Annotated in this window: 20 protein-coding genes; 6 read left to right on the top strand and 14 right to left on the bottom strand. The window is 63.1% G+C overall.

The window, feature by feature from the left end; genetic code table 11:
• Positions 1–25 precede the first annotated feature (25 nt).
• Positions 26–388: a DUF4870 family protein gene (locus ACUJB0_RS19880; RefSeq protein WP_444846725.1), complete on the top strand. Its 363-nt coding sequence runs from the start codon at positions 26–28 to the stop codon at positions 386–388.
• Between the two features lie 3 nt (positions 389–391).
• Here ACUJB0_RS19880 and hisC read toward each other — a convergent pair whose 3' ends face one another.
• From hisC to rimO, 3 genes are all read right to left on the bottom strand, one after another.
• On the bottom strand, positions 392–1,447 hold the full coding sequence (gene hisC, locus ACUJB0_RS19875; RefSeq protein WP_444846724.1) for a histidinol-phosphate transaminase: 1,056 nt from the start codon (positions 1,445–1,447) through the stop codon (positions 392–394).
• On the bottom strand, positions 1,444–2,613 hold the full coding sequence (locus tag ACUJB0_RS19870; RefSeq protein ID WP_444846723.1) for a cystathionine beta-lyase: 1,170 nt from the start codon (positions 2,611–2,613) through the stop codon (positions 1,444–1,446). The genes hisC and ACUJB0_RS19870 overlap by 4 nt, the downstream gene beginning before the upstream one ends.
• 70 nt (positions 2,614–2,683) lie before the next feature.
• On the bottom strand, positions 2,684–4,075 hold the full coding sequence (gene rimO, locus ACUJB0_RS19865; protein ID WP_444846722.1) for a 30S ribosomal protein S12 methylthiotransferase RimO: 1,392 nt from the start codon (positions 4,073–4,075) through the stop codon (positions 2,684–2,686).
• Between the two features lie 140 nt (positions 4,076–4,215).
• On the opposite strand from rimO, the gene ACUJB0_RS19860 reads away from it, so the two are divergent.
• Positions 4,216–5,235 (top strand): LacI family DNA-binding transcriptional regulator, encoded by a 1,020-nt coding sequence (locus tag ACUJB0_RS19860; RefSeq protein ID WP_444846721.1) that lies wholly within the window; start codon positions 4,216–4,218, stop codon positions 5,233–5,235.
• A gap of 19 nt (positions 5,236–5,254) precedes the next feature.
• On the opposite strand, the gene ACUJB0_RS19855 is transcribed toward ACUJB0_RS19860, so the two are convergent.
• From ACUJB0_RS19855 to phaC, 8 genes are all read right to left on the bottom strand, one after another.
• Entirely contained in the window at positions 5,255–6,583 is a 1,329-nt protein-coding gene (locus ACUJB0_RS19855; protein ID WP_444846720.1) for a glycoside hydrolase family 27 protein, read from the bottom strand.
• Between the two features lie 96 nt (positions 6,584–6,679).
• Positions 6,680–7,765 (bottom strand): ABC transporter ATP-binding protein, encoded by a 1,086-nt coding sequence (locus ACUJB0_RS19850; RefSeq protein ID WP_444846719.1) that lies wholly within the window; start codon positions 7,763–7,765, stop codon positions 6,680–6,682.
• A gap of 2 nt (positions 7,766–7,767) precedes the next feature.
• Entirely contained in the window at positions 7,768–8,688 is a 921-nt protein-coding gene (locus ACUJB0_RS19845; protein WP_444846854.1) for a carbohydrate ABC transporter permease, read from the bottom strand.
• 50 nt (positions 8,689–8,738) lie between these two features.
• Positions 8,739–9,623, bottom strand: a complete 885-nt coding sequence (locus tag ACUJB0_RS19840; protein WP_161083700.1) for a carbohydrate ABC transporter permease — start codon at positions 9,621–9,623, stop codon at positions 8,739–8,741.
• 3 nt (positions 9,624–9,626) lie between these two features.
• Complete coding sequence (locus ACUJB0_RS19835) at positions 9,627–10,874, bottom strand: ABC transporter substrate-binding protein (RefSeq protein WP_444846718.1); 1,248 nt, start codon at positions 10,872–10,874, stop codon at positions 9,627–9,629.
• A gap of 57 nt (positions 10,875–10,931) precedes the next feature.
• Positions 10,932–12,323, bottom strand: a complete 1,392-nt coding sequence (locus ACUJB0_RS19830; RefSeq protein ID WP_444846853.1) for a GH1 family beta-glucosidase — start codon at positions 12,321–12,323, stop codon at positions 10,932–10,934.
• A gap of 149 nt (positions 12,324–12,472) precedes the next feature.
• Positions 12,473–13,036 (bottom strand): polyhydroxyalkanoate synthesis repressor PhaR, encoded by a 564-nt coding sequence (gene phaR / locus ACUJB0_RS19825; protein ID WP_117010266.1) that lies wholly within the window; start codon positions 13,034–13,036, stop codon positions 12,473–12,475.
• Positions 13,037–13,237: 201 nt separating this feature from the next.
• Positions 13,238–14,974 (bottom strand): class I poly(R)-hydroxyalkanoic acid synthase, encoded by a 1,737-nt coding sequence (gene phaC, locus ACUJB0_RS19820; protein WP_444846717.1) that lies wholly within the window; start codon positions 14,972–14,974, stop codon positions 13,238–13,240.
• A gap of 45 nt (positions 14,975–15,019) precedes the next feature.
• Between phaC and ACUJB0_RS19815 the strand changes: the two genes are divergently transcribed.
• Entirely contained in the window at positions 15,020–15,232 is a 213-nt protein-coding gene (locus tag ACUJB0_RS19815; RefSeq protein ID WP_444846716.1) for a hypothetical protein, read from the top strand.
• A 17-nt stretch (positions 15,233–15,249) separates the two neighbouring features.
• Here the strand turns inward: ACUJB0_RS19815 and pgeF are convergent, their stop codons facing one another.
• Both pgeF and ACUJB0_RS19805 read right to left on the bottom strand, forming a co-directional pair.
• Positions 15,250–16,038: a peptidoglycan editing factor PgeF gene (gene pgeF, locus ACUJB0_RS19810; RefSeq protein ID WP_444846715.1), complete on the bottom strand. Its 789-nt coding sequence runs from the start codon at positions 16,036–16,038 to the stop codon at positions 15,250–15,252.
• The gene (locus tag ACUJB0_RS19805) at positions 16,038–17,060 is read right to left on the bottom strand and encodes an RluA family pseudouridine synthase (RefSeq protein WP_175048056.1); all 1,023 of its coding nucleotides are present in this window, start codon (positions 17,058–17,060) and stop codon (positions 16,038–16,040) included. Before ACUJB0_RS19805 ends, pgeF begins: the two co-directional genes overlap by 1 nt.
• Positions 17,061–17,149: 89 nt before the next feature.
• Here ACUJB0_RS19805 and ACUJB0_RS19800 point away from each other — a divergent pair, with 89 nt between their 5' ends.
• On the top strand, positions 17,150–17,950 hold the full coding sequence (locus ACUJB0_RS19800) for an outer membrane protein assembly factor BamD (protein WP_161091123.1): 801 nt from the start codon (positions 17,150–17,152) through the stop codon (positions 17,948–17,950).
• A 143-nt stretch (positions 17,951–18,093) separates the two neighbouring features.
• Here the strand turns inward: ACUJB0_RS19800 and yaaA are convergent, their stop codons facing one another.
• A complete protein-coding gene (gene yaaA / locus ACUJB0_RS19795) occupies positions 18,094–18,861 on the bottom strand; it encodes a peroxide stress protein YaaA (RefSeq protein ID WP_444846714.1) in 768 nt (255 codons plus the stop codon).
• A gap of 35 nt (positions 18,862–18,896) precedes the next feature.
• Here yaaA and ACUJB0_RS19790 point away from each other — a divergent pair, with 35 nt between their 5' ends.
• Positions 18,897–19,346 carry a putative toxin-antitoxin system toxin component, PIN family gene (locus ACUJB0_RS19790; protein WP_161092784.1) on the top strand — a complete coding sequence of 150 codons (450 nt, stop codon included), beginning with the start codon at positions 18,897–18,899 and terminating at the stop codon, positions 19,344–19,346.
• A 68-nt stretch (positions 19,347–19,414) separates the two neighbouring features.
• On the top strand, positions 19,415–20,605 hold the full coding sequence (locus tag ACUJB0_RS19785; RefSeq protein WP_444846713.1) for a pyridoxal phosphate-dependent aminotransferase: 1,191 nt from the start codon (positions 19,415–19,417) through the stop codon (positions 20,603–20,605).
• Positions 20,606–20,617: the final 12 nt, after the last annotated feature.

Raw genomic sequence — 20,617 nt, 5'->3', positions numbered from 1 at the left:
CCGTTACTCAACCAAAGGAGTGATCATGTCGCAAGAACTGGTTCTCGACGACCGTCTGGACGCGGCCAAAACCACCGCCTGGTGGCTTTATGTCGTCCATGCGGTCAGCTTCCTGTTTTCGCTCGGCCTGTTTTCCGTCATCCCGCTGGCGATCAACTACATACAGCGGCCCGGCACCAGCGGCACCTTCGTCTATAGCCATCACAGCTGGATGATCCGTTCATTCTGGTGGTACGTGGTCTTCGTGGTCGTAGGCGCGCTGCTGTTCGCCACCATCATCGGCATCCCGCTGGCCTACCTGGTCTGGCTGGGCGCGTGGCTGTGGAAGGCCTATCGCCTGATCAGCGGCGTGCAGCGACTCAACCGCAACGAGGCCGCCGCCGACTGACTCCTACACAATAGCCTTCAGTGCGTCGACCAGTTTGGCGCACTCCTCGTCCGTGCCGATGGAGATGCGCAGGAACTGGTCGATACGCACCTGCTTGAAATGGCGCACGAGGATCGCGCGCTTACGCAGTCCGGCCGCCAGCTGCGCTCCGTCGCGTTGCGGATGGCGGGCGAAGATGAAGTTGGCCGCCGAGGGCAGCACCTCGAAGCCCAATGCCTGCATCTGCGCCGTCAGCCACGCGCGCGTGGCGATGATGGCTTGCGACGTCTGCTCCATGTAGGCCGCATCGTCCAGCGCCGCCACCGCGCCGGCCTGCGCGACCTGCCCCAGCGGATAGCAGTTGAAGCTGTTCTTCACCCGCTCCAGGCCCGCGATCAGGTCGGGATGGCCGACCGCGTAACCCACCCGCAGCCCGGCCAGCGAGCGCGATTTGGACAGCGTCTGGATCACCAGCAGATTGTCGTAGCGGCCCAGCAGCGCGATGGCGCTTTGGCCTCCGAAGTCGACGTAGGCCTCGTCGATCACCACCACCTGATCGGGATGCGCGGCCAGCAGCGCCTCGATCCGCTCCAGCGGCAAGGCGATGCCGGTCGGCGCATTCGGGTTGGCGATGATGATGGCGCCACACGGCTGCTTGTAGTCCTCGACATCGATCTCGTAACGCTCGTTCAGCGGAACCTGCACCGCCACGATGCCGTACAAGCTGCAATAGGTCGGATAGAAGCTGTAGCTGATGTCCGGGCAAAGCAGCGGCAGCTCGTGCTTGAGCAAGGCGTGGAAGGTGTGCGCCAGCACCTCGTCCGAGCTGTTGCCGACGAAGACCTGCTCACGCGTCAAGCCGAAACGGCGGGCCACGGCGTCCTTCACGACCACGTTGCCGGGATCCGAATACTTGCGCAGCTGGTCGCCGACGGCGGCCTGCATGGCCGCTATCGCCTTGGGCGACGGACCGTATGGGTTCTCGTTGGTGTTCAGTTTGACCAGGCCGGGCATCTGCACCTGCTCGCCCGGCGTGTACGGCGTCAGGCCGTGGACCACGTCACTCCAGAAGCGGCTCATTGCAGTGCTCCCAGCGCACGTTCGATGTCCGCAATCAGATCGTTGACATCCTCCAGGCCGACGTTGAAGCGCACCAGAATCCCCTTGTCCTGCCAATCCTTGCGCATGTGCTGGATACGGTAAGGCATCACCAGGCTGTTGGCGCCGCCCCAGCTATAGCCGATCTTGAACAGCTTGAGCGCGTCGACAAAACGGTCGGTCTGCTCCTCGGTGTAGCGCGCGTCGAACAGCACGGAGAACAAGCCGCCGGCGCCGGTGAAGTCGCGTTTCCACGTCTCGTGGCCAGGGCAGTCGGTGAAGGCTGGGTGCAGCACCCGCGTGATCTCCGGGCGCGCCTGCAGCCAGGCCGCCAGCTTGCGGGCCGCCGCATCGTGCGCGTCGAAGCGCAGGCGCATGGTCGGCAGGCCGCGCGCAACCAGGTAGGCGTCATCCGCGCCGACGCCCATGCCGAGCCGCATGTGCGAGAGGCTGAGCCGCTCGTGCAACGCTGGATCGCACGTGATGACGGCGCCCATCAGCACATCCGAGCCACCGGACTGGTACTTGGTCAGCGCCTGCATGATGATGTCGACACCAAGCTCGAACCCGCGCAGCGCCAGGCCGGCCGACCACGTGTTATCCAGCGCCACCACCACGCCGCGCTCGTGCGCCGCCTTGCAGATGGCCGGCAGGTCCGGCACCTCCATCGACACCGAACCCGGCGCCTCGGTCCAGATCAGCTTTGTATTTGGCTGGATCAGCGCGGCGATGCCCTCGCCGACCAGCGGATCGTAGTAGCGCGCGGTGATGCCGAAATCGGACGACAGCCAGCGCCCCAGCTCGCGATTTGGGTTGTAGACGTTATCCGGCAACAGCACATCGTCGCCGGCTTTGAGCAGCGCGAAGTCCACCATCGCGATGGCCGCCAGGCCGCTCGGCGCCAGCAGGCAGTACTTGCCGTCCTCGATCTCGGCCAGGCGCGCTTCCAGCGTGAAGGTGGTCGGCGTGCCATGCAGGCCGTAGGTATAGGCGTTCTTCTCTTTCCAGTCGCCCGAACGCATGGCCGCCACGTTCTTGAACAGCACCGTCGAGGCATGGTGGATGGCGCCAGGGAAAGCGGCGAAGCCTTCCGGGGCCTGGTAGTCGGTATGTACGAGCGCGGTCTGCGGGGATTTTTTGATGGTCATGATGAGAGTGGACGGTCGAAAAAAAAAGGCGGCCCATTGCTGGTCCGCCTTCATTATAGGTTCGATTCGCTTATTGCGCCTCGCCCCACAGGTCGTGGGCGTCGGAGGTGGTGATCTTCACGTCGACGAATTGGCCGACGGCCAGCTTCTTGTGCGGCTCGTACGGCGGCTTGACGTACACCACGCCGTCGATTTCCGGCGCGTCGGCGCTGGAGCGGCCCACGCCGCCGCTGCGGTTGACTTCATCGATCAGCACACGCACGGTCTTGCCGACCTTGGCCTTCAGGCGCGCTTTCGAAATCTCTTCCTGCAGCAGCATCACGCGGCCACGGCGCTCTTCGCGCACTTCTTCCGGCACCGGGTTGGCCAGTTCATTGGCGGTCGCGCCTTCCACCGGCGAATAGGCGAAGCAGCCCAGGCGGTCGATCTGCGCTTCCTTCAAGAAGTCCAGCAGGTATTCGAATTCGGCCTCGGTCTCGCCAGGGAAGCCGGCGATGAAGGTCGAACGGATGGTCAGGTCCGGATTCATTGCGCGCCAGGCCTGGATGCGGTCCAGGTTTTTCTCGCCGCTGGCCGGACGCTTCATGCGCTTCAGCACATCGGGATGCGCGTGCTGCATCGGGATGTCCAGGTATGGCAGCACGTGCTCGCCCATCATAGGGATTACCTGGTCGACGTGCGGGTACGGGTAGACGTAGTGCATGCGCACCCACGCGCCGTAGGACTTGGCCAGCTCGCCCAGCGCTTCCATCAGCTGGGTCATGTGGGTCTTGACCGGACGGCCGTTCCAGAAACCGGTGCGGAACTTGACATCCACGCCGTAGGCCGAGGTGTCCTGCGAGATCACCAGCAGCTCCTTGACGCCGGACTTGAACAGGTTCTCCGCTTCCAGCAGCAGCTCGCCGATAGGACGCGACACCAGGTCGCCGCGCATCGACGGGATGATGCAGAACGAGCAGCGGTGGTTGCAGCCTTCGGAGATCTTCAGGTAGGCGTAGTGCTTCGGCGTGAGCTTGATGCCCTGCGCCGGGATCAGATCGAGGAAAGGCTCGTGCGGCTTGGGCAGGTGCAGGTGGACCGAGTCCATCACCTCTGCCAGCGCGTGCGGGCCGGTCACGGCCAGCACCTTCGGGTGCACCTTCATGATGATGTCGTCGCCGGCGGCGTCTTTTTTCGCGCCCAGGCAACCGGTCACGATCACCTTGCCGTTTTCGGCCAGCGCTTCGCCGATGGCGTCCAGCGATTCCTGCACGGCGGCGTCGATGAAGCCGCAGGTGTTGACGATGACCAGATCGGCGCCGTCGTACGACTTGGCCGTCTCGTAGCCTTCGGCACGCAGTTGGGTCAGGATCTGTTCGGAGTCGACCAACGCCTTGGGGCAGCCGAGCGATACGAAGCCGACTTTAGGCGCGGGGGCGCCGGCTGCGGGCATGGGGAGACGGGAGAGTGGTTGCGATTGCATGATTGGTAGCTTTATACGCCATGAAAATTACGAGCAATCGAGCATTATACCCCATTCGCCATAGGGAGATCATGCTAGGATAGAGGCTAACCCAGTGGCCCGCGCCGGCACTGTTTTCATCATCCAGTTCAGGAGAATTCGTGGCAACGCTGAAAGACGTCGCAGTGCTCGCCGGTGTAGGCATGTCGACAGCATCGCGCGCCATTTCAGGCGCCGGTCCGGTATCGGCCGAGGCGATGAAAAAAGTCCAGGCCGCGATTGAACAACTCAACTTCCGCCCCTCCTCCATCGGCCGCTCGCTGTCGGCGAAGTCGCTGGGCATGATCGGGATTTTCACGCCGTCCTTCTTCGGCGCCTACTACGGCACCATCCTCAAACAAACCGACTTCGAACTGCGCGCCATGCGCCGCCACGTGGTCGTGGCCACCGGCTGCGGCGACGGCACGCCGCGCGACGAGGCGCTGGAAGCGGTCAAGTTCCTGATCGGCCGCGATTGCGACGGCATCGTGGTGCTGGGCCACGACCTGTACGACGAGGACCTGATCGCGCTGCAGAAGATGAATCCGAAAATAGCCTTCCTCAACCGCCGCAGCACGCAGGTGCCGGAGGCCTCGTTCTGCCCCGATCATTTTCACGGCGGCGAACTGGCGGCGCGCACCTTGCTGCAGGCGGGCCATCGCGAACTGGCGGTGATCTCCGGCCCGGCCGCCACGTCGGACAACACGGAGCGGCTGGACGGCTTCTTCGCCGAGCTGCGGCGCAACGGCATCGAACGTTCGGCGGTGCGACTGATCGAATCGGACTTTTCGCGCGAGGGCGGCTTCGGCGCCGCGCAGCAGTTGATCAACGAAGGCCTCAAGTTCACGGGCCTGTTCTGCGCCAACGACGAGATGGCGGTCGGCGCCCTGTCCTGCTTCCACCGCGCGGGCGTCGACGTGCCGGGCCAGGTTTCCGTCATCGGCTATGACGACGACTACTCGGCCGAATATACCTCGCCGGGACTGACCTCGGTCCACATTCCGATGGAACAGCTGACGCAGAACGCCGTGCGCTGGTTGCTCAACCTTTGCTACGGCACGCAGCACGAGATCGTCCGCGACTTCCCGGTCACGGTGACGATGCGCGGCTCGGTCGCCGCACGCACGGCCCGGCACAACTGACTGGCCGGGCCGGCGCGCCCTATTGCGCCGCCTTGATGCGGAACAGGCGTGCGCCGTGGGGGACTACCTCGGGCGCGAAATCGCGGCCGGCGGGGCCGAGGTCTTTTCCGCTCCACAGGTCCCGCACCGGCGCCGCGTCGCCCACACCGAGCGAGGCAGGTTTGACGGCGACCCGCGCGGCCGTCTCGCCGGTATTGAAGACCGCCAGATATTTATCCTTGGACTGGGGCACATCGGCAATCCACGCGATCAGGCCATCGTCGGTGCGGAACAGCTGGCGGTTGTTCTCGCTGCGCTGATTGACGGCGATGACTTCATCGTTGGTGAGCAGCGACAGCGTGAACGGATCGGTCTTCGTCATGTCCCCGCCGTGTATCAGCGGCGAGCGGGCGATACTCCACAACGTCATCACCGTGGTTTGTTCGTCGGGCGTGAAGCGGCTGTGCTCATTGAACCGTATGGTCCCGAAGGGCAGCATGTCGGCGTCCGGCCACGCGCCGGAAATGCGGAACGGAGTCCAGTCGTGGAGGCGCTTGAACTGGTCGCGCAAGGACTTCCAGTCGTCCCAGAAGTCGTCGCTGACGCGCCACATATTGGCGTGCTGCGTGACGTGCGCGCCGGCGCTGAGCGGGGTCTCGCCAGGCGAGGTGCTGAGCAGGATCGGCCGTCCGGTCTTGTCGATCGCCTTGCGGAGCGCCTCGATCTCCGGCTGATGGTAAGGGCGGCTGAGGTCATCGACCTTGATGAAATCCACGCCCCAGTCGGCGACCAGCTGGATCAGCGAATCGTAGTAAGCCTGCGCTCCCGGCTTGCTCATGTCGACGCCATACATATCCGGGTTCCATTCGCAGATGCTATTGCGGTCGGCGATCTGGCCGGCGCGGATGGCGGTGCCGAACAACGGGGTGTTCTGCTCCACGGCCTGGCGCGAAATCCCGCGCATCATGTGTATTCCGAATTTGAGGCCCTTGGCGTGGACATAATCGGCGAGCGGCCGGAAACCGGCACCAGCGCGCGCCGACGGGAATTTTTCAGGCGCCGGGACCAGGCGGCTGAATTCGTCCATCGTCAGCTTGGCCCCTTTTTCGTAGCCATGACCTTTGGAGCTGGGCTGATACCACTGGATATCGACGACCAGATACTCCCAACCATGCGGCTTGAGCGTCCGCGCCATATAGTCGGCCTGCTGTTTGGTCTGAGCCTCGGTGATGGTGGTGCCGAAATTATCCCAGCTATTCCAGCCCATCGGCGGGGTCGGAGCCCAGATGTGATAATCGCTGGCAGCGGCGGCCAGCAGCGGAGCACTGAGCAGCAAAGCGCAGGGCAACATCAGAATACGTTTGAACATAAAAAGGACCGTGGACAAAAGAGCTCAATGTAGCTCTCTGCGCGTACACGATCCAATCACAATTTCTTCGCCAGCGATGCCAGTTTGGATATTACGTCAAAGCCGCTGCTCACTGGCTCCGTCAAATAGCGACACGCGTTTGGTGCGGATCGAGAAGCTGAGTTCCTGCTCGGTCTCGATCTGCTGCTGGTCCTGCACGATGCCGGCGACCTGGGTGCCGTGGAAGTCCAGCCACAGCACGCGATGCGCGCCCATGGCCTCCACCAGCGACACCGACGCACATACCGCGTTGTCGGCGCCATCGCAATTGCCGATGTCGATGTCCTCGGGCCGCACGCCCAGCACGCATTCCTGCTTGCCGGCCGGCGCTTGTTTGAACGGATAATCCGTCACGTCGACCGACAGGTGCTCATTGCGGAACAAGGTGCGCGCGCCCTCCTGCTCCAGCCGCCCCTTGAACAGGTTCATGCCCGGCGAGCCGAGGAAGGTGGCGACGAACAGGTTGGCCGGCTCGTTGTAGATGTTCGCCGGCGTGTCGAACTGCTGCACCACGCCGCCCTTCATCACGGCCATGCGCTGCGCCAGCGTCATCGCCTCCACCTGGTCGTGGGTCACGTAGATCATGGTGGCGCCGAGCTGCTTGTGCAGCTGCTTCAACTCACGCCGCAGTTCGGTGCGCAGCTTGGCGTCCAGGTTGGAGAGCGGCTCGTCGAACAGCATCACGTCCGCCTCGCGCACGATGGCGCGGCCGATCGCCACGCGCTGGCGCTGGCCGCCGGACAGGTTGGCCGGCTTGCGCTTCAACAGCGGCCCCAGTTGCAGCATATCCGACGCGCGGGTGACGCGGCGGGCGATTTCCGCCTTCGGCGTGCCGTTGATGCGCAGGCCGAAGGACATATTGGCCTCCACGTTCATGGTCGGGTACAGCGCATACGACTGGAACACCAGTGCGATGCCGCGGTCCTTGGGGTCGGCCCAGGTCATGTCCTTGCCGCCGATCTCGATCTGGCCGGAGGTGGTGTCGATCAGGCCCGCGATGGAGTGCAGCAGCGTGGACTTGCCGCAGCCCGATGGGCCGAGCAGCACCACGAACTCGCCGGCCTTCACGTCCAGGTTCAGGGACTCGATCACCTTGTTGCCGCCCAGCTGAATCTGCAAATTACGAATAGCTACGTTAGACATGTTTAACCCTTCACAGCGCCGGAGGCGATGCCGCGCACGAACCAGCGGCCAGAGATGAAATAGAGAGCCAGCGGCACCAGCGACGTCAGGATGGTCGCGGCCATGTTGACGTTGTACAGGCGCTCGCCGGTGGTGGTGTTGATGATGTTGTTCAGCTGGACCGTCATCGGCAGATGCTCGGAACCGGCGAACACCAGGCCAAGCAGGAAGTCGTTCCAGATGCCGGTGACCTGCATGATGACGGCGACCACGATCACCGGCGTCGACATCGGCAGCATCAGCTGCAGGAAGATGCGCCAGAAACCGCCGCCGTCGATGCGGGCGGCCTTGAACAGTTCCATCGGCAGCGCCGCGTAGTAGTTGCGGAACAGGAGCGTCATCACCGGCATGCCGAAGATGGTGTGGATCAGCACAATGCCGGGCAAGGAACTGAAGAGGTTCACGGCGGCCAGCACGCGCACCAGCGGATACACCATCACCTGCACCGGAATGAAGGCGCCCATCATCAGGATGGCGAACAGCAGGCCCGCGCCGCGCGGACGCCAGAACGACAGCGCATAGCCATTGACCGCGCCGATGGCGATCGACAGCACAGTGCTCGGCACCACGATGGCGACCGAGTTCCAGAAGCCGCCGCGTATGCCGTCGCATTCCAGTCCTGTGCAAGCCGATTGCCAGGCTTGCAGCCACGGCTCCAGCGTCGCGTGCACCGGCAGCGCGAACAGCGTGCCGAGACGGATCTCTTCCATCGGCTTGACCGACGTTACCAGCATCACGTACAGCGGCAGCAGGAAGAACAGCGCGGCCACGATCAGGAAGCCGTACACGCCGATGCGGGCCGGCGTCCAGGCCAGCTTGCGGCGCGGCTTGACGGCTGGCGGTGCGCCGATAGTGCTGTCGTTGGCGGCGCCACCTGGCGCCATCCCTGCTGCCTTGTCCATTACTTCCTTTTCGAGTTTGACGACCTGTCCCATCACGCCCCCTTGGCCGCGCGGCGGTTACGCACATAGTATAGCGGCGCGACGATGGCCAGCACGGTCGCCAGCAGCACGATCGACGCGGCGGACGCGAGGCCGATGTTGGCGCGGCCGAACAGGTAGTCCATAATGAATTTGGCCGGCACCTCGCTGGCCGTGCCCGGGCCGCCCTGCGTCATCGCGACGACGGCGTCGAACACCTTTACCACCATCACGAACAGCAGCACGAAGGCGGTCGATACCGAAGGCCCGAGCATCGGCAGCACGATGCTGACGTAGACGCGCCAACGAGGGATGCCGTCGATGCGGGCGGCCTTCCACAGCTCCTCGTCCACGCCGCGCAGGCCGGACAGCATCAGCGCCATCACCAGCCCGGAGGCCTGCCACACGGTGGCGATGACGATGGTGTAGATCGCCATGTCCTGGTCGACGATCCAGTCGAACGTGGCGCCGGCGAAGCCCATCTTGTGCAGCACTTCCTGGATGCCCAGCTCGGGATTGAGTATCCACTGCCAGATCAGGCCCGTGGCCACGAACGACATCGCATACGGATACAGGAATATGGTGCGCAGCGCGCCTTCGGCCATCACTTTCTGGTCGATGAACACGGCCAGCAGGAAGCCGATGACCAAGCAGGCGGCGATGAACAGCACGCCGTACACGGCCACGTTTTGCAGCGACAGCAGCCAGCGCTCGTTGTTGAACAGCCGGATGTACTGCGAGGCGCCGACAAAATCGCTGGCCGGGAAGGTGCGCGAACTGCTGACCGATACGCGCGCCGTCCACAGCATCGTGCCCAGGTAGGCCAGCAGCACCGTCAGTGCCATCGGGATCATGGCGACATAGGCTGCGAAGGATACGCTTTGACGCTTCTTGGCCATGGCTTATTGATCCTTCAGCGCGCGGGCGAAGGCCTTCTGCGCGTCTTCCGGCGATTGATTCTTGTTCCAGTAGCTGGTCAGCACGTCCTGCAGGGCGCCTGTGGTGTCGGGCGTCGCCAGCATTTCGGAGTTGGGCAGCTGGCGGCTCTTGTCCTTGATGATGGCCAGTCCCTGCTTCGCGCAGATGTCCAGCGTGGACTCATCGACGTCGCCACGGATCGGGATCGCGCCCTTGCGCGAATTGAAGGCCACTTGCGCGGCCGGCGAAGTGACCACTGTCGCCAGCAGCTTCTGCGCCTTGACGGCGTTGGCGTCGATGGTTTTCGGGAACACGAAAGCGTCGCCGGCGACGATGTACGGCGCCTTGGGGCCGAAGCCGGGGAAGCAGCCGAAGTCCTTGCCCGCCACCTGCTTGGCCGACGAGAACTCGCCCTTGGCCCAGTCGCCCATGATCTGCACGCCGGCCTTGCCGCTGACGACCATCGCCGTCGCGTCGTTCCAGTTGCGGCCCGGCGAGCCGGCATCCACAAAGGCCTTCAGCTTTTTGAAGTCGACCAGCACCTGCCTGAAGGCCGGCGACATCACGGCTTTCTGGTCGCGGTCGCGGTACACCTTCAGATACAGGTCGGCGCCGCCCACCATCGCGAAGATGGCGTCGAAAGTGATCTTCTCCTGCCATACCTGGCCGCCGAAGGCCAGCGGCACCACGCCTGCGGCCTTCAGCTTGGCCAACTGCGCCAGGAACTCGTCCCAGGTCTGCGGCTCATTGGTGATGCCGGCTTTTTTATAAGCGGCCTTGGAGTAGAAGAACCAGGCCGGCATGTGGATGTCCACCGGCGCGGCGTAGAAGTGGCCGTTGATCTTGATCGCGGCCAGTATCGACGGCGGCATGATCTGGTCCCACTTGCCGGCGGCGGCCACGTCGTCCACGTTGTTGAGCAAACCCTGCTCGACGAAATCGCGGAACTGCTTGGAGGTGTTGAACTGCGCCGCCGTCGGCGCGTTGCCGCCGACGATGCGGTTGATGGTGGTGGCGCGCGACTGGTCGGCACCGGCGATGGCGTTGTCGATCCACAGGCCGCCAGCCTTGTTGTAGGCGTCCGCGAACTGCTTGACGGCCTGGGACTCGCCGCCCGACGTCCACCAGTGGATCACGGTCGCCTTCAGCGGCGCGGGCGCCTGCGCGCTGGCCGCGCCGCATGCCGCCAGCGTGAGCGCGACGGCGCTCGCCAGTGTTGTAGCCTTAATCATTCTGTCTCCTGTGGGCGTCGAGCGCCCATTTTATTCGGATGGCTGCCGGATGTTCAATTATTTGCTGTTCCGCTCAGCCAGGAACTGCGTCACCAGTTTGGCGCTGCGCTTCAGCGTGCGCTTCTGGGTCGCGTAGTCCACGTGGATGATACCGAAACGGCGCTCGTAGCCGAAAGCCCATTCAAAGTTGTCCATCAAGGACCAGATGAAGTAGCCGCGCACGTCGACGCCCTCCTTCACCGCTTGATCCACCGCAGCCAGGTGCCGGTTCAAAAACGAAATACGGTTTATATCGTTAACCTCGCCGTCGATCACCTGGTCGTCGGAGGCGGTGCCGTTCTCGGTGATGTAAATCGGCGGCAGGTTCGGATAGTCGCGATGGAAGCCAACCAGCAGGTGGCGCAAGCCTTCCGGGTAGACTTCCCATCCCATCTGCGTGCGCTCCACGCCTTCCAGATCGACCTCCAGATAACCGTGCTTGCCGTCGCTGACGACGTTGGTGCGGAAGTAGTAATTGATGCCGAGGAAATCGAGCTTGCAGCCGATGACCTCCATGTCGCCCGCGTGCACCGGCGGCTCGGCGCCCGGCCACAGTTGCCACAACGCCGACGGATAGGACTTCTTCAGCAGCGGGTCGAGGACCCAGTTGTTGTGCTGGAGTTCGAACAGCCAGGCCGCGTGCTGGTCGGCGTCGGTCGCGCCGTTGCTGGTGCCACGGCCGACGTTGGCGACGATGCCCACTTGCGCGGCCGGATCGTTGGCGCGCAGCCGCGCCACCGCCAGCCCGTGGCCCAGCAGCAGGTGATGCATGGCGCGCGTGGCCAGCGCCACATCCTGCTTGCCCGGCGCGTGGTGGCCGGTGCCGTAGCCATGCATGGCCGAGCACCACGGCTCGTTCAGCGTGGCCCACGCATCGACCAGGCCCGCCAGCTGCTTGCTGATCATGTCGGCGTACTCGGCGAAGCGGTAAGCGGTGTCGCGATTGGTCCAGCCGCCCTGGTCTTCCAGATGCTGCGGCAGGTCCCAGTGGTACAGCGTGACGAAGGTCTTCAAACCCTTGGCGCGCAAGGCCGTCAACAGCTTGCGGTAGAAGGCGATGCCCGCGTGGTTGGGCGCGCCGTCCTCCGTCATCACGCGCGGCCAGGCGATCGACAGGCGATAGGCGCCGACGTTCAGGCTGGCCAGCAGTTCGACATCCTCTTCCCAGCGGTGATAGTGGTCGCAGGCGATGGCGCCGGTGTCGCCGGCCAGGGTCTTGCCCGGCGTGGCCGAGAAGGTGTCCCAGATCGAGGGGATGCGGCCGTCTTCGGCGACGGCGCCTTCGATTTGATAGGCCGCGGTCGCGGCGCCCAACAGAAATTCCTTGTTCCAGAGGACCGAACCGGCCGGCGGGGAAAACGTCTCTTCCAGTGCAACGGATGCATAGCCTGCCACAAACAACTCCTTCATCTGATCGTCAAGTGGAAGCGTTTCCACATCTGTTGTCGATAGTACTACCGAAGAAATTCAAGTGTCAAAGAATTTTTGTAACTTGGCTACAAAAACGGCACAGCGACCGAGGTGGCTGTGCCGTTTTGAACACCGCGAACGGTGAAGGATTACTTCTTGTCGGTCGGCGGTACGCCGGGCACGAACGGGAAGGTGCCGAAGATGTTCTTGCTCTGGTTTTGCATCTGCTCTTGCATCTGCACGAACAGGCTCTTGCTCTGGTCGATGTAGTTGTTCATCATGCCCTGCATCATCGGGCCTTGGACGTTCATGAACTGGGTCCACATTTCCGGGCTGAAGGGCTTGCCTTCCAGGCCGCCGACAGCGCTGCCGGTGAACTTGCGCTGGATGTCGGTGAAGGCTTGCACGTTCTTTTCCAGGTACGAGCCCATCATGCCCTGCATGGCGTGGCCGTAGAAGCGGATGATCTGCGCCAGCACGTCGCTGGAGAACATCGGCGCGCCGCTGGCCTCTTCTTCCAGGATGATCTGCAGCAGGATGCTGCGGCTCAGGTCTTCATTGGTCTTGGCGTCGACCACGGTGAATTCTTCGTTGTCCAGCACCAGCTGCTTGACGTCGGTCAGCGTGATGTAGGAACTGGTCTGCGTATCGTACAGACGGCGGTTCGGGTATTTTTTGATCAGACGGTCAGCATTTTTTTTCGCACTACTCATCACAAGTCCACTTATTGCGCCGCAGCGCGTACTCTAACAATTCGAAAAAAAAGCGAACTTCGGTCCGCTTTCCCACTAGCCTACTTTTCCTATTATAGAGGGGAAAAAGCAGATCTTGCACAATCTGATATAACTTTTAGGTTTTATTGCAACGCAACCAAATTTACAGATCGACAATACCATGCTTTTTCCCTGCCGACATCAATCGGCGCGCACCTTCACGTAGCGGCCGGGCGCCGGTTCGATGGCTTTATAGCGGGCATTGCCCGGCTTGGCTTTCGGCTTGACATCCTTGCCGCCGTGCTCGGCCAGGAACTTGGCCCATTCCGGCCACCAACTGCCGGGATTCTCGGTGGCGCCGGCCATCCAGGCCTCGCCGTCCTGCGGCTTGGCGGCGGCGCGGCCCAGCGGCTTGTCGTTGGTCCAGTAGCTGCGCTTGTTCTTTACCGGCGAGTTGATCACGCCGGCGATGTGGCCGGACGCGCCCAGCACGAAGCGGTTGGCCTTGACCTTGCCCGGGTTGAGGATGTTCATCGAACCGAAGGCCGACATCCACGGCACGATATGGTCCTCGCGCGAGCCGTAGATGAAGGCCGGCGCGTCGATGCTGCCCAGGTCGACCTTCTGCCCCGCCACCGTCAGCTTGCCGGTCTTGAGCTTGTTTTCCAGGTAGGTGTTGCGCAGGTACCAGCAGAACATCGGGCCCGGCAGATTGGTGCTGTCCGAGTTCCAGTACAGCAGGTCGAACGGTGGCGGCTCATTGCCCTTCAAATAGTTGGACTGCACATAGTTCCACACCAGGTCGTTCGGACGCAGGCTGGAGAAGGTGCTGGCCAGGTCGCGGCCCGGCATCAGGCCGCCGCCTTTAAGCTGCTGCTCGCGCATCGAGACCTGGGCTTCGTCGACAAACACGTCCAGCACGCCGGTATCGCTGAAATCGAGGAAGGTGGTCAGCAGCGTCAGGCTGGAGGCCGGCTTCTCGCCGCGCGCCGCCAGCACCGCCAGCGCGGTCGACACCAGCGTGCCGCCGACGCAGAAGCCCAGCATGTTCATCTGGTCCTGGCCGCTGATGTCCTGCACCACGTGGACGGCTTCGATCACGCCCTGGTCGACGTAGTCGTCCCAGGTGGTGCCGGCCAGCGACTGGTCGGGATTGCTCCACGAGATCAGGAACACGCTGTTGCCCTGCTCCACCGCGTAGCGCACCAGCGAGTTTTCCGGCTGCAGGTCAAGAATGTAGAACTTGTTGATGCATGGCGGCACCATCAGCAACGGGCGCTGGTGCACCGTTTCCGTGACCGGCTTGTACTGGATCAGCTGGAACAGCGGATTCTCGTACACCACCGTGCCCTCGGTCGTGGCCAGGTTGCGGCCCACCTCGAACGCCGATTCGTCCGACAGCGAGATGTGGCCCTTGTTCATGTCGGCCAGCATATTGGCCAGGCCCTTGGTCAGGCTCTCGCCCTTGGTTTCGATCAGCTTTTGCTGCGCCTCGGGATTGGTCGCGAGGAAATTGGCCGGCGACATGGCATCGATAATCTGCTGCACCGCAAAGCGGATTTTCTGCTTCTGCTGGGCCGAAGCCTCCACGGTATCGACCATGGCATTCAGGAATTTGGCGTTGAGCAGGTATGATGCCGCATTGAACGACGACATGGGATTGCCCTGCCAGGCGGACGAGGTGAAGCGGCGGTCTGCCACTTCCGGCGATTTGCCGGACAAAAACTCCTGCCACAAATCGCCAAAATCTTGCAGATACTGGTTTTTCAGCTGCTCCATGGCCTCCGGCTTCACCGAGGCGCCCACATCCTGCATCATGGCGGCCAACGGATTGGCGTCCGTTGTGGGCGCCATGTTGAACCAGGATTGCCACTGACCGGGGTCGCTCATCTGCGACATCCAGGCGTTGGCAATGGCTTGAGGATCTGGCAAATTCATGTTTGATTCCCTAAAAATAGTTAAATATCTTTACCTGGGCTGCTGATGCTGATTGTTGCTATTGCTTGGATTTACGTGGTCGGACTGATGGCACTGACCGAGCCTACCGTCGTTGCGGGAATTGTAACGTTTTTGTTCTATTGCGTGCTGCCGCTTGGCACCTTGATTTACATCGCCGGCAGCGGCAAGCGCAAAGCCCGCCGCCGGGCCGCCGAACTGGCGGCGCACCAAGCCCGCCAGGCCGAACGCGAAGACTAAGCCAGCGCGGGGTCGATTCATTTGATCCAGATCAGCGCAGCCTGCCGGCCGGTGACGCCGTCGCGCCGGAAGGAGTAGAAACGGCCGGAATTGGACACGGTGCAGAACTCGCCGCCATGCACCTGCTTCACGCCGGCCCGATGCAGGCGGTAGCGCGCCAGCCCGTAGATATCGGCCAGGTGCTTGCCCGGCTTGCCTTCCACGGGCGTGAACGCCGCCTCCACATGGCGCACGCCAGAATCGTCCAGCGCGTCGCTCAGGAAAGTCTGGCGCACCTCGGGGCCGACCTCGAACTGATAGGGGCCGATCGCCGGCCCCATCCAGGCCATCAGCTCGCCGGCACCGGCCGCGCGCATCGCGTCGACCGTGTTTTCCAGCACGCCGGAGGCCAGGCCGCGCCAGCCCGCGTGCGCGGCCGCCACGACCTTGCCCTCGACATCACAGAACAGCACCGGCAGGCAGTCGGCCGTCATCACCACGCACACCTTGCCGGCCGTTGCCGACAGGCTGGCGTCCGCCTCCGGCACCTCCTGCCGGCCGATCCGGGCCACATCCACCACCGCCGTGCCGTGCACCTGCGACAGCCAGGCCGGGTCGCCCGGCAGCATGGCGCGCACGATCTCGCGGTTTTGCGCGACATTGTGCGGCTGGTCGCCGACGTGGGTGCCCAGGTTCAGGCCGCCCTGCCCCATGCCGTCGTCATACGGCGCGGGGCTGACGCCGCCGCGCCGCGTGGTCGACAGCGCGCCGACGTTGGCCGGCAGGCCGGGCCAGTGCGGGATCAGCCATTGCGGCAGGCTGGACATCAGATCGCTTCCGGCACTTCGATGCCGGCACGGGCCAGCAGCTCGGCGAAGTCGTCCGCCAGCGGCACGGTCCACTCGCATTGCTCGCCGGTGGCCGGATGGACCAGGCCCAGCCGGCGCGCCTGCAGCGCCTGGCGCGGGAAATAATCCGCCAGGTGCTGCTTGCCGTAGGTGGTATCGCCAACCAGCGGGAAGCCGATCGACATCATGTGCACGCGGATCTGGTGGGTGCGGCCAGTTTCCAGACGGCACTGAACCAGCGTGACCGGACGGCCCTCGCCCAGCTTGCCGCCGCCCAGCACCTGGTAGTGGGTGATGGCCGGCTTGGAGCCCATGCCGGTCGAGACCGCCATCTTGATGCGGTCCTTGGGATGGCGGCCCATCGACGAGTCGATGGTGCCGCTGATGCGCGGCATGCCCCACACCACGGCGAAATACTCGCGCTTGACGGTGCGCGCGGCCAGCTGGCGCACCAGGTCGGTCTGGGCCGGCAGCGTCTTGCCGACCACCATCAGGCCGCTGGTGTCCTTGTCCAGGCGGTGGACGATGCCGGCGCGCGGCACGCCCGACAGCTGCGGGCAATGGTGCAGCAGGCCGTTGAGCAGCGTGCCGGACCAGTTGCCTGCGCCCGGATGGACCACCAGGCCGGCCGGCTTGTTGATGACCATCAAGTGCTCATCTTCGTAAACGATGTTAAGTTCCATCGGTTCCGGTTTAAAAGCCTCGTCTTCCGGCGCAGGTTGGGGCAGAATGACGATCTTCTCGTCGCCGTAGACGGTGTCCTTGGTGGACTTGGCCGGCTTGCCGTCGACGGTGACGAAGCCGTCGGTGATCCACATTTGCAGGCGGCCGCGCGAAAATTGCGGGACCAGGTGGGAGATCACCTTGTCCAGGCGTTGGCCGCAGACTTCGGGGGTCAGTTCCAGTTGGATCGGAGCCAGGCCGTCGTCCTCGCCAAAATCACCGTCCTGCTCGACCAGCAGGTCGGCGTCGGCATCGTGATCGGAGGAAGAATCGGCCAAATTCGGCTTTGGAGTTAATATCACAGCATTCCCATCGGCTATAATCAGCCTATTGTAAAACTTTGGTTAAACAGCTTCTTGCAAAACATATGCAAAAAAAATTGAAAGTAGTCGCAGCAACGTTGGTTCTGCTTAGTTTGTCCGCTTGCGGTTTGTTCTCGGAGAAAATCGACGAGACTAAAGGTTGGAGCGCTACGAAATTATACTCGGAGGCGAGCGAAGAGCTGGAAGGACAGCACTACGAACGCGCAATTCAGTTGTACGAGAAGCTGGAATCGAGCTATCCGTTCGGCACCTATGCCCAGCAGGCGCAGATGCAGATCGCCTACGCCTACTACAAATCGCAGGACCAGGCCCAGGCGCTGGCTGCCGTGGAGCGCTTCATCAAGCTGCACCCGAACCACGCCAATGTCGACTACATGTACTACCTGCGCGGCCTGATCAACTTCAACGACCAGATCGGCTTCCTGAACTTCATCTACGAGCAGGACGCCACCGAACGCGACCCGAAAGCCACGCGCGAAGCCTACGCGGCCTTCAAGCAGCTGGTCGACAAGTTCCCGAACAGCAAGTATACGCCGGATTCGCTGGACCGCATGCGTTACCTGGTCAACGCGATGGCTTCGTATGAAGTGCACGTGGCGCGCTACTACTACCGTCGCGGCGCCTACCTGGCAGCGGCCAACCGCGCGATGGGCATCATGAACGACTACCGCGACTCGCCAGCGATCGAGGAAGCGCTGTTCATCATGATCCGCAGCTACGACAAGCTGGGCATGACCGAACTGCGCGACGACACCATGCGCGTGTTCAAGCTGAACTACCCAACCAGCAAGTTCCTGGACGAAGGCAAGAAAGCCGAACGTCACTGGTGGAAACTCTGGAACTAAGCTAGCCCCAACGAAAACCGGGACCCAGGTCCCGGTTTTTCTTTTCCCCAATTTGGGGTCAAGTCTGACATTCGGACACGGGCTCTGCCGTAGCGGGCTGCTACGGCAGAGCCCGTGTCCGAATGTCAGACTTGACCCCAAGATTATTCGGTGCGGCGGCGGAATATCCAGGTTTTGTCAGTCGAGTCTTTCTTGTCGTAGGCGTAGCCGTCGACGTTGAATTTCTTGAGCTTTTGCGGGTCGGTGATGCCTTTGACGGCGGCGTAGCGCGCCATCAGGCCGCGCGCGCGCTTGGCGTAGAACGAGATGATCTTGTATTTGCCGTTCTTCCAGTCTTCGAATTGCGGCGTGATCACCGGCACGTCCAGCAGCTTGGGCTTGACCGACTTGAAGTATTCCTCGGACGCCAGGTTGACCAGCGTTTCGGCGCCCTGCTCGGCTGCGGTCTTGTTCAGCGCCCGGGTGATGGTCTCGCCCCAGAAGGCATACAGGTCCTTGCCGCGCGGGTTGCTCAGGCGGGTGCCCATTTCCAGGCGGTGCGGGTGGATCAGGTCCAAAGGCCGCAGCATGCCATACAGGCCGGACAGAATCCGCACCCGCGATTGCACATAGTCCAGCTGCGCCGGCTTGAGCGTGCGTGCGTCCAGGCCGCCGTAGACGTCGCCGTTGAAGGCCATCACGGCCTGGCGTCCGTCGGCGGTGTCGTGGCTCCAGCTGGCGTAGCGGGCGACGTTGAGCGCCGACAGGTTGTCGGACAGATCCATCAGCTCGCCGATCTGCACCGGCGAAAACTCGCGCAGGCGGTTGATCAGCTGCGCCGAGTGGTCGAGAAAATCAGGTTGGGAATGCAACTTGGTGGTCGGAGGGGTCTCAAGATCGAGACTTTTTGCGGGCGAAAGCACTATCAGCATAAGATTCCAGATGAACATTTTTACGAACTAAGCACATGATACCTGTTCCAGAGAAACTCACACCGACCCGCATCGTTATCGATACCAACGTTTGCCTCGACCTGTTCGTGTTCAAGGACCCGCGCTGGGCTGCCCTGCTGGCCGCGCTGGAAAACGGCACGGTCGAGGCGATCACCCGCTCCGACTGCCGCGACGAGTACAACATCGTGCTGCACTACAAGCACCTGCCGCTGGACGACGACTCGCGCCCGCTGGCCGCCGCGCGCTTTGACGAGCTCATCACTGTGGTGGCCCCGCCCGAGTCCGGCGTGCGCCTGCCGGTCTGCACCGACAAGGACGACCAGAAGTTCCTCGAAGTGGCGCGCGACGCCAACGCGGCCATCCTCATCACCAAGGACAAGGCGCTGCTGAAACTGGCCCGCCGCCTGGCCAAGGCCGGCATGTTCAAGGTGATGGTGCCCGAGGCGTGGAGCCCGGAAAGCTAAGGTTTTTTCGCCACACCAAACCCGGCGCGCTGAGCTAGAATAGGCTATCTGTCCACTACACAGCCGCCATGAATAGCCGTAACAACCTGCCGAGCAGCACGCCCTCCACACCGGTCCTGACCAGTCGCCTGCCGGCCGTCGGCACCACCGTGTTCACCCGCATGTCCACGCTGGCCGCGCAGGCCAACGCGGTCAACCTGGGCCAGGGCTTCCCCGATTTCGCTTGCGAACGCAGCCTGCTGCAAGCCGTCAACGACGCCATGCAGGCCGATTTCAACCAGTATCCGATGATGACCGGCGCACCCGTGCTGCGCCAGGCCATCGTCGCCAAGATCGCGGCCATTTACGGCCACCAGTACGACGTCAACACCGACATCACCGTGACCGCCGGCGCCACCCAGGCGCTCACCACCGCCATCCTGTGCTGCGTGCATCCGGGCGACGAGGTGATCGTCATCGAGCCGAGCTACGACAGCTACGTGCCGGCGATCACGCTGGCCGGCGGCGTGCCGGTGCTGGTGCAGATGGAAGCCGGCGCGCAAGGCTACACGGTGCCGTGGTCCGCAGTGGCGGCGGCGGTCAACGGCAACACGCGGCTGATCGTCATCAACACCCCGCACAACCCGACCGGCAGCGTGCTGCGCGCCGCCGACCTGCAGGCGTTGGCCGACATCGTGCGCGGCACGGACGTGCTGATCCTGTCGGACGAGGTGTACGAACACATGGTCTACGACGGCCAGCGGCACGAGTCCGTCTGCCGCCATCCCGAGCTGGCGGCGCGCGCCTTCGTGGTCTCCAGCTTCGGCAAGACTTACCACGTCACCGGCTGGAAGATCGGCTACGTCGCCGCGCCGGCCGCGTTGTCGGCGGAGTTCCGCAAGGTCCACCAGTACAACGTCTTCAGCGTCAACACGCCGATGCAGCACGGCATCGCCAGCTACATGGCCGACCCCAAGCCCTACCTGGAACTGCCGGCGTTTTACCAGCGCAAGCGCGACCTGTTCCGCGAGGGCCTGAAGCATTCGCGCTTCGAACTGCTGCCGGCCGACGGCACCTATTTCCAGTGCGTGCGCTACGACAAAATTTCAACGCAAACGGAAGCGCAGTTTGCGGAGTGGCTGACCACCGAGATCAAGGTGGCGGCGATACCGGTATCGGCGTTTTACCAGCAGGGCAAGGAATCGGGCATCGTGCGGTTCTGCTTTGCCAAGAAGGATGACACCCTGGCGCTCGCATTGGAGCGGCTGGGCAAAGTTTAATTCGGGGACGAG

The organism is Duganella caerulea, from assembly GCF_040362985.1.
Classification (GTDB): domain Bacteria; phylum Pseudomonadota; class Gammaproteobacteria; order Burkholderiales; family Burkholderiaceae_D; genus Rugamonas; species Rugamonas vulcania.
The sequence above is the reverse complement of the archived record's forward strand: the minus strand, read 5'-3'. Positions and strand labels throughout refer to the sequence as shown.